Raw genomic sequence first — 5,358 nt, forward strand, 5'->3', positions numbered from 1 at the left:
TGCATATTATATTGCAGTAGGGGAATCACAAGGCTTCAAAAGCACCGAACTGCGTGGAACTACCCAAAATGATATTCTCAAAGAATACATTGCAAGAAATACGTACATCTATCCACCACAACCCTCGATGCGATTAATTGGTGACATGATTGAGTTTTGTGCAGAAAAAGTTCCTTCATGGTACCCTGTTTCGATTTCTGGATATCATATGAGAGAAGCTGGCTGTACTGCCACACAAGAAGTTGCATTTACTTTGGCAAATGCAATAGCATACATTCAAACTTGTATTGATAAAGGATTAAAAATTGATGATTTTGCACCTCGACTTTCCTTCTTCTTTTGTTGTACTATAGAGTTCTTTGAAGAAGTTGCAAAGTTTAGAGTTGCAAGAAAAGTTTATGCAAAAATACTAAAAGAAATGTTTCATGCAAAAAATCCTCGCTCATTACAATTAAAATTCCATACTCAAACTAGTGGTGAATCTTTGACTGCTCAGCAACCTAACAATAACATTGTCAGGGTTGCTATCCAAACTATGGCAGCTGTTGCTGGTGGTACACAATCATTACACACCAATTCTAGAGATGAGGCACTTGCTCTTCCTACTCAGGAATCTGCAAAAATTGCTCTTAGAACCCAACAAATTGTTGCGCATGAAAGTGGAATTACAAAGACTGCTGATCCACTCGCAGGTTCTTACTATCTTGAGGAACTATGTGATCAAATTGAAGACGGTGTATGGAAATATCTGAAAAAAATTCAAAAAATGGGTGGTTCTGTAAAGGCAATTGAGAAAGGTTTCTTCCAGTCTGAAATCAGAGCAAATGCATACAGACTCAAAAAAGAAACTGATGATGGTGAACGAATAATCGTGGGTGTTAACAAATATTCTGAAGAAGAAGAACAACCAGAATTATTGAGAATTGACGGTAGGATAGAAGTACAACAGAAGAAAGCCCTCAAAAAATTACGTGCAGAAAGAGACTCCGAGAAATTGGAAAAGGCATTATCTGCAATGAAGAGTGCATCTGACACTGAAGAAAATCTCATGCCTTACATCGTTACTGCTGCTAAAGCCTTTGCAACAACTGGAGAAATTAGCAATACTTTCAGAGAAGTATTTGGAGAATATCGTCCAAAAGAGGTCTTTTAATTAGACCTTTCGTGAATATGTTTTCTATAAATTACTGAATTTTTTTTCTGCATCTCGTCTATCTTGAAATTTTTTTGTGAACGCCCCATTTGAGATGATATTCTTTCTCCGTAATCCGGATTCTGGATTTACACTTTAGACATCTACGGATTTTGTTGTGTTTGGAATACCTCCAAACATGTGGTTCACTAATTTTATGACAATTCATACTGTTGTATGTTACACTAGTATTTAGGAAAATCAACCATGAAATAATTTCAATACGCTAGTTTATACCATCGAGAATCTAATGGAAGTATGTTTAAAAAAATAATTGAAAAACTGAAATTTGGTTCTTGTAAAACAAAAACAACAGCCGATGTAAATGCATTCAAAGAGTCTGAAAAGAAAAAAGAGGATTTAACGAAATAAAATGAAATATTCTTGTAGGAATTGTAATTTCAAATGGGATGGGTATTCAGATACTTTTTACAAAGTACTTGACCATGAAAAAACTCATTAGTGGAACTAAAAATGGTTATTTGCAATAAATGCTATAACAAACACCATGATCAATGCATGGGCAAAGCTGGTATGTTTGATTGTGAATGTAAATCTTGTAAAAATCAGTGCTAGTCAAACAAGTAGTTCTTATGAGTCTCTTTGATTTGATGTGTGTGGAAAATCATGTAATTTGTTCAAATTGTGGTTTACGGTATCTTGTTTCAGAGCATGAATCATGTAATCACTGTGGGTTTTCCATTAAAGAAAAATAGTCTTTCTTTATTGTTATATCTTAGTGTTGCTTCCCTTTACATATGGTTCATAAAATAAAATATTTTGACGCTAATGAATTAAAACCAGGGGTTTTTCTTCAGGATGTAGTAAATGATTTTTTAGCAGAAAAAAATGAAAAAATCATAGCAGTTCATCCCGTCATGGATAAAACTTTACTGGTTCATTACACCGAATAATTAATTTGGTTTTAGATAATTCCGTAGTTTGGTTTTATCTACAACATTGAACGAGCAAGTAGGGTTTTAATTCATGATTATGATGTTCTGAATAGTTGATCTGATTCAAAATAAGGTCAACTAATTTCTGTTTTATTATCTAGTGTAAATATATTGCAACATGAGTAAAACCTCAAACAAAGCCAAGCAAGAAATAAAGAAATCTGAAAAAACTAAAACAAAATAATCTTTTTTACTGATTTCTTCCCATTTTTTCTCATTATTCTTTACTGGATTCAGTAAAGTTATGGATTTTTGAAAATCAGTTTGATCCTTTAAAATACATTATAAAATAAATCCATTAATACTGCATGTTGAAGAAGTACTTTAGATGAAGATTGATCATATTGCTATTGCAGTAAATGATGTTGAAGAATCTGCCAAGATTTACCAGCAAGCATTAGGTGTAGACGACATTGAATTTGAAACCGTTGAATCTGAAGGTGTCAAAGTAGCAATTTTACATCTAGAAAATGCTAGAGTAGAATTAATGCAACCTACAAACAATGATAGTCCAATCAAAAAATTCCTAGATAAAAAAGGACAAGGATTACATCATATGGCATTAGATACTGATAATATTGAAGGTGAAGTTGAAAGAATGGAAGGTTGTGGAATTCAATTCTTAGGAAAAATTAGACCTGGTTCTGCAGGAACTAAAGTCACTTTCATCCATCCAAAATCACTTCATGGTGTTTTAGCAGAACTTTGCTCTCATCCTAAAGAATAACCTAACCTAAACGCGTTTATCAATATCTGTGTTGAATAGAACACATGACACAGTACAGCAAGATTATGTTTGATGAATCAATAAAATCTGAAAGGACTCCATTTTTCTTCTTACTCATGGTAATTCAGATTCTCTGAGGACGTTATGTTGTACAATTTCTTGTATGCTGGTATCAATACTGTTCAAGTATTTTTCTGCAGTTCCATCAGTATAAGCTCAGCTGGAATGTTTCCAATCTTCAAAGTAGGTAAAACAATAGTTTTTTATCATAACTGTGGAGTTGACGTCTCCATCTTCAAAGAACAGCTTGTCAAACTCTGCGGCACACTACTGATTTACTTGCTCAAATTCCTCAAACCATGAGTCTATCAGATAATCGCCTGCAACCCCTAAAACCAGAGTCAAAACAAGTCCCACAATGATAAACATTCGGGCTTTGCTTGGGTGAGTTTTTCTAAAACGAAACCATGCAATTATTCCTCCAATAATTCCAAAGATGATGGGTAAAAGGTACCATCAATTTGATACAGGTTGCGAGGCACTCATGAGTAGGATTTTTGTAATGGCCTAGAAAAACATTCTACACCAAGTCTGGGTTCAATTGGTTGGTACTTTGGAGGCGGACAGTCAATCTGGCATTAAACAATGAAGACATGGATGCAACTGTAATCTATTATGGACAGCTGGTAACTGACACAAAAACTATCAAAAATCAACTGGCCAGTGTTGGGAATCTTTGCAGATCTTGAGAATGGAATTCCTTCAGAGACAGTAAAAGAATTCGAGATATCTCTTGACAAATTAGGAATTGAAAATGACATCACCGTTTATCCTGGAGTAAACCACGTATTTGTAAATCCGTCTGGGGATAGATATACACCTGAAGAGTCAAAGGACGCATGGCAAAAGACATTGTCTTTTTTTGAGAACAACCTGATAAGCAAATAACCAAAACCAGTAATACTCTAATGCTTACAATTTCACAAGCGTTTTTTGTGATTTGTTTTGCAGATCAGTCCAAATATCAGGATCTGTATTTTCTCCTTTTTGTCTGATAAATTCTTCAGTGTTACCCACTATCTGCGTTAATACTTTTTTTGCAATCTCCATATCTTTTTTTGAGATCTTGTTCAACCCCATGTTTCTTATTTCTAGAATGCAATCAATCATTGGATCCACTATCTTTTTAGATTTTTGAGTCATAAAGATCAAATTATTTCTCCTGTCCTTTGGGTCTGCCTGCCTTGTAAGATATCCTTCTTTCTCCATCCTGTCTATTATGGGTACAAGCGTAGGGGCTTCGACAAACACCATGTCTGCTATGTGTTTCTGTGTGATTCCCTCCTTTAGAGAAAGTGCGACAATTATCTTCCATTTTGAGCCAGCAAGACCAAAGCGTTCGCTCAATTCCATTTCTGCTGCTTTTTCCCATGTTTTTGCAGAAGTTTTTAGCAACAACCCGATACTTTCTTTGAGATCCAAAGTTTTCATTTTATATCCTCTTTTGTTTTACCGTGATGGATAATATACCATTCGTCTTCTATCTATTATTATCATATTAATTTATAATATAATCGTTAGTACACTAATCTTTATTATTTACAACATTTCAGTCAAAACAATGAATTCTATTTTTACTCATACAAAAAAGAGCTCGATAAACAAATCAAGAATTTACAAAAAGGGACTTTGCATTCTCATTGCATGTATCATGTCAATCTCCATTGTTCAAGCAAGTTATGCACAAACCCAATCAGACCAGACTACATTTTCTGATGATTTACTAAATGATCCGATCGCACAAGATATTCTTAAAAAAATAGAGCAGACAAAAAAGATGATTGTAGAACTGGAACAAAAAGAATACGAGCAAAACCAAGCTCAGGAAAATCTACAAAAAATGCGTGATATGTCAGTTCAACGCCTTAATCAGGATCTTGATGTATGGGAGCGATTGTGGGAAAAACATTCCTCAAGAAATGTCTTTAATGAGTTTGTAAATAAAAAACCATCACACGTTCAGGGAGTGTTTTGGGATCAGTTTGAATTCAAGGAACAAAAAGTCAATGCGGGAAGAAATGCCATGAATCAAGTATTGGCAAACGGTGGAACCATGCAAGATGCAAAAAATGCGTATCATATAGCTGCATCGACTTCAAAAATTGAACTAATAGAAATGAATGCTCAGTTCAATGTAAGACATAACCTGGCAGACTACGAGGAACAGCAAATCTTCAACTCTACAGGACAAGTACACATGTCATCTACAACTAAAGCGAAATTTGCCGATTTTTATTCAGACTATAAGTTGCAGCCAAGTTACGTGTTGGCAAACTCAGATGATGTGAACGTATCTGAGACAGATACTGAGTGTAAGGAAGGATCAATCCTTGTGACTCGAATTGTCTCTGGAAGTCATTCATGTGTTGATGAATTGATGGCCCAAAAATGGATTGAAAACGGAGTAACAGGCATCGCTGTTT

General features: G+C 34.7%; 6 protein-coding genes and 1 pseudogene. 6 read left to right on the forward strand and 1 reads right to left on the reverse strand.

The window, feature by feature from the left end; genetic code table 11:
* The 5 genes from OEW78_RS09685 to OEW78_RS09705 all read left to right on the forward strand — a co-directional run.
* A partial coding sequence (locus OEW78_RS09685; RefSeq protein ID WP_300327095.1) for a methylmalonyl-CoA mutase family protein occupies positions 1–1,153 on the forward strand: 1,153 nt, incomplete at its 5' end.
* A gap of 797 nt (positions 1,154–1,950) precedes the next feature.
* Positions 1,951–2,106 (forward strand): hypothetical protein, encoded by a 156-nt coding sequence (locus OEW78_RS09690; protein ID WP_300327096.1) that lies wholly within the window; start codon positions 1,951–1,953, stop codon positions 2,104–2,106.
* Positions 2,107–2,476: 370 nt separating this feature from the next.
* The gene (gene mce / locus OEW78_RS09695) at positions 2,477–2,875 is read left to right on the forward strand and encodes a methylmalonyl-CoA epimerase (RefSeq protein WP_300327097.1); all 399 of its coding nucleotides are present in this window, start codon (positions 2,477–2,479) and stop codon (positions 2,873–2,875) included.
* A 144-nt stretch (positions 2,876–3,019) separates the two neighbouring features.
* Positions 3,020–3,238 (forward strand): hypothetical protein, encoded by a 219-nt coding sequence (locus OEW78_RS09700; protein WP_300327098.1) that lies wholly within the window; start codon positions 3,020–3,022, stop codon positions 3,236–3,238.
* A 348-nt stretch (positions 3,239–3,586) separates the two neighbouring features.
* On the forward strand, positions 3,587–3,823 hold the full coding sequence (locus tag OEW78_RS09705; protein ID WP_300327100.1) for a dienelactone hydrolase family protein: 237 nt from the start codon (positions 3,587–3,589) through the stop codon (positions 3,821–3,823).
* Between the two features lie 24 nt (positions 3,824–3,847).
* Here the strand turns inward: OEW78_RS09705 and OEW78_RS09710 are convergent, their stop codons facing one another.
* The gene (locus OEW78_RS09710) at positions 3,848–4,366 is read right to left on the reverse strand and encodes a MarR family transcriptional regulator (RefSeq protein ID WP_300327099.1); all 519 of its coding nucleotides are present in this window, start codon (positions 4,364–4,366) and stop codon (positions 3,848–3,850) included.
* 130 nt (positions 4,367–4,496) lie between these two features.
* Between OEW78_RS09710 and OEW78_RS09715 the strand changes: the two are divergent.
* Positions 4,497–5,358 (forward strand): annotated as a pseudogene (locus OEW78_RS09715) (hypothetical protein); the annotation flags it as partial.

It is taken from the genome of Candidatus Nitrosopumilus sp., assembly GCF_029882185.1.
GTDB lineage: Archaea > Thermoproteota > Nitrososphaeria > Nitrososphaerales > Nitrosopumilaceae > Nitrosopumilus.